Raw genomic sequence first — 3372 nt, 5'->3', positions numbered from 1 at the left:
CGATCACCGGCAACTCCACCAACCCGACGCGCTTCCAGCACCCCGTTGCTGGCACCTACAAGAAGGAGCGCCTGGCCGCCGGCAAGAAGTACTTCTCCGTCGCCTCTGGTGGCGGCACCGGCCGTACGCTGCACCCGGACAACATGGCTGCCGGCCCCGCCTCCTACGGCATGACCGACACCATGGGCCGCATGCACTCCGACGCCCAGTTCGCCGGCTCCTCCTCCGTGCCCGCGCACGTCGACATGATGGGCCTCATCGGCATGGGCAACAACCCCATGGTCGGTGCGACCGTCGCCTGCGCCGTCGCCGTCGAGGAGGCCCTGACCAAGTAGTCAGGCCGCTCGAACGCCTAACGCATGCAGTGGGGCCCGTCGCCGCAAGGTGGCGGGCCCCTTGCGTACCGAACCGCATTCCGCATCGCATCTTGGGACGGCCCAAGGGCCGCGAAGGGAGAAGGACATGGCAAACCAGCAGGGATTCCCACAGGGGTTCTATTGGGGAGGCGCCACGGCGGCCAACCAGCTCGAGGGCGCCTGGGACGTGGACGGCCGCGGGCCCTCCGTGGACGACCACTTCACGGGCGGCACCAAGGACACGCCGCGCACGATCACCGTGGACATCCGTCCCGACCTCCTCTACCCCAACCACGACGGCATCGACTTCTACCACCGCTACGAGCGCGACATCGAGCTCTTTGCCGAGATGGGCTTCAACATGTACCGCATGTCCATCAGCTGGAGCCGCATCTTCCCCAACGGCGACGACGAGGAGCCCAACGAGGCCGGGCTCGCGTTCTACGACGGGGTGTTCGACTGCTGCCGTGCGCACGGGATCGAGCCCATGGTCACGCTCTCGCACTACGAGATGCCGTACCACCTGGTGGAGAAGTACAACGGCTGGGAGTCGAGGGAGCTCATCGGGCTGTTCGAGCGCTACTGCCGCACGGTGTTCGCGCGCTACGCGGGCAAGGTGCGCTACTGGCTCACGTTCAACGAGATCAACCTGGGCGCGAGCGACGCCGGCAACCTCTTCGAGACGAGCATGATCCGCGGCTTCGAGGGCCCCGCGTCCGAGTCGCACACCACGCCGCAGCAGCGCTACCAGGCGCTCCACCACCAGTTTGTGGCGTCCGCGCGCGTGATCCGCTACGCCCACGAGCACTACCCCGAGTTCCGCATGGGCAACATGGACTGCTTCGTGCTCACCTACCCGGAGACCTGCGACCCGGCCGACCAGCTCGCCAACATGGCCGAGATGCGCCAGCGCAACTGGTACTGCTCCGACGTGCAGGTCCGCGGCGCCTACCCCGCCTACGCCCGCCGCTACTGGCGCGAGCACGGCATCGAGCTCCACATGGAGCCCGGCGACCTGGACGACATCGCGGCCGGCACGATCGACTTCTACACCTTCAGCTACTACATGAGCAACGTGGTGGGCACGCACGGCGGCCTTGCCAAGACGGACGGCAACATGGTGACCGGCGGCAAGAACCCCTACCTCAAGAGCACGGACTGGGGATGGCAGATCGACCCGGACGGCCTGCGCTTCTCGCTCAACGAGATCTACGACCGCTACCAGATCCCGCTCTTCGTGGTGGAGAACGGCATGGGCGCGCTGGACGAGGTCACGCCCGACGGCCACGTGCACGACTCCTACCGCACGGACTACCTCAAGTCGCACGTGCGCGCGATGCGCGAGGCCGTGGACGACGGCGTGGACCTGCGCGGCTACACCTGGTGGGGCCCCATCGACCTCGTGAGTGCCGGCACGGGCGAGATGCGCAAGCGCTACGGCTTCATCTACGTGGACAAGCACGACGACGGCTCGGGCACCTACGAGCGCCTGCGCAAGGACAGCTTCTTCGCGTACCAGAGGATCATCAGGTCAAACGGCGCGGAGGGCCTGGACTAGGGCCGGGGCCAACCCCGGCAAGCCTGCCGCGGCCGCGGTTCCGCGGGCGAGAAGGACGACGGACACCAGACGAGGCGCCCCCGCAACCGGAAGCGCCTCGTTCCTCTCGCCCGCGAGCCTTGCGGCATGCAGACGCGTATGTGCAGGTAAGACCCTAGAACATGCCCAGGAAGCCGTGGACGAAGAGCGCTGCGAACGCGGCGCCCACGAAGGGGGCGATGCCGGGGACGAGCAGGCCGTACTTCCAGTTGTTGTCGCACTTGCCCTTGATGGGGAGCAGCTGGTAGGCGAGGCGGGGGCCAAGGTCGCGCGCCTGGTTCATGGCGAAGCCGGTGATGCCGCCCATGCCCATGCCGACGGCCCACACGATGATGCCGACGGCGATGGCGAGCAGGAGGACGTTCTTGCCGGCGCGGGAGGCGGCGGCCAGGATCGCGGAGATGAAGACGAAGGTGCAGAGCGCCTCGCAGAAGAAGTCGCGCGGGAGGTTCTGGACCACGGGGTTGGTGCTGAAGATGTTGCGCTTGGCGACGGCCGTGACCTCGGGGTCGCCCTCGGACGCCTTGAAGTCGTCGGCGTACATGAACCAGGCGATCACGGCGCCCACGAAGCCGCCGATCATGTCCGCGATCACGTAGGGGACGAAGTTGGCCCAGGGCACGAGGCCCACGATGCACTGCGCCAGGACCATGGCAGGGTTCATGCAGACGGCGCCGCCAAAGATGAACAGCGCCACGGAGATGCCAAACGACCACGTGGTGATGGCGAACATGTGGCCGGAGCCGTGGTACTTGGTGCCCTTGAGCACGGTGTCGCAGTGTACGCCGACACCGAACACGATCATGAGTGCGGTCGAGCCAAACTCCGCCAGAAGGTTGTACGGCATTGCATCTCCTTTTGCCTGGGATTGCCGGGTCCCCGCCCCTTTGGGTAACCCAACGCTTACGGAAATAATTCTACCGCTCACGGATGGGCTGGCATATTAGGAGTTTGTGAAGATGCCTGCTACACGGAATAATCGCGACCAAATTGGAAAACGCGGGCGAGAAGGACGGCCTGCCGGCCCGCGGCGCGCCCTCGGCAGCTAGTCGATGGGCTGGTCGAAGAACCACTGGTACAGGTCGAGCTCGCCCGGCTTGTCCAGGCTCGTCATGAACGTGACGGAGCCGTCCTCCCCCTCGGGCTTGAGGAGGTCCGCCTGCTCGAGCAGGCTGCGCAGGCGCCGCGCCGTGCCCCGCGCCCCGTCGAAGAACGGTACGTTACCCAGCACGCCCGCGATCTGGCGCTTGACGAAGGGGTAGTGCGTGCAGCCCAGCACCACGGAGTCGACCTCGCCGCGGTACCGTCCCACCAGGCGTTCCAGCAGGTCGTGCAGGTCGGACGCGTCCAGGTTGCCGTGCTCGATGCGGGCCGCGAGGCCGGGGCACGGCGCCGGGATCACGGTGGAGTCGGAGCCCC

At 66.9% G+C, this 3372-nt stretch carries 4 protein-coding genes; 2 read left to right on the top strand and 2 right to left on the bottom strand.

What is annotated here, in order from left to right; all coding sequences use genetic code 11:
- Both ACI38Z_RS04105 and ACI38Z_RS04100 read left to right on the top strand, forming a co-directional pair.
- Positions 1-335 (top strand): GGGtGRT protein (locus ACI38Z_RS04105; RefSeq protein WP_439788917.1); only part of this gene is annotated, 335 nt, incomplete at its 5' end.
- 127 nt (positions 336-462) lie between these two features.
- Entirely contained in the window at positions 463-1914 is a 1452-nt protein-coding gene (locus ACI38Z_RS04100; RefSeq protein WP_439788916.1) for a glycoside hydrolase family 1 protein, read from the top strand.
- 154 nt (positions 1915-2068) lie between these two features.
- Here the strand turns inward: ACI38Z_RS04100 and larD are convergent, their stop codons facing one another.
- Positions 2069-2800: a D/L-lactic acid transporter LarD gene (larD, locus tag ACI38Z_RS04095; RefSeq protein WP_439788915.1), complete on the bottom strand. Its 732-nt coding sequence runs from the start codon at positions 2798-2800 to the stop codon at positions 2069-2071.
- Between the two features lie 198 nt (positions 2801-2998).
- On the bottom strand, positions 2999-3372 hold a 374-nt coding region (locus ACI38Z_RS04090), incomplete at its 5' end, for a glutamate racemase (RefSeq protein ID WP_439788914.1).

It is taken from the genome of Parafannyhessea sp. (assembly GCF_051876455.1).
Lineage (GTDB): Bacteria > Actinomycetota > Coriobacteriia > Coriobacteriales > Atopobiaceae > Parafannyhessea.
The sequence above is the reverse complement of the archived record's forward strand: the minus strand, read 5'-3'. Positions and strand labels throughout refer to the sequence as shown.

What these genes read in the sequence shown, in the direction of transcription:
- larD (WP_439788915.1), bottom strand. Translation starts at nt 2,800, where the DNA reads ATGCCGTACAACCTTCTGGCGGAGTTTGGCTCGACCGCACTCATGATC.
- ACI38Z_RS04100 (WP_439788916.1), top strand. Translation starts at nt 463, where the DNA reads ATGGCAAACCAGCAGGGATTCCCACAGGGGTTCTATTGGGGAGGCGCC.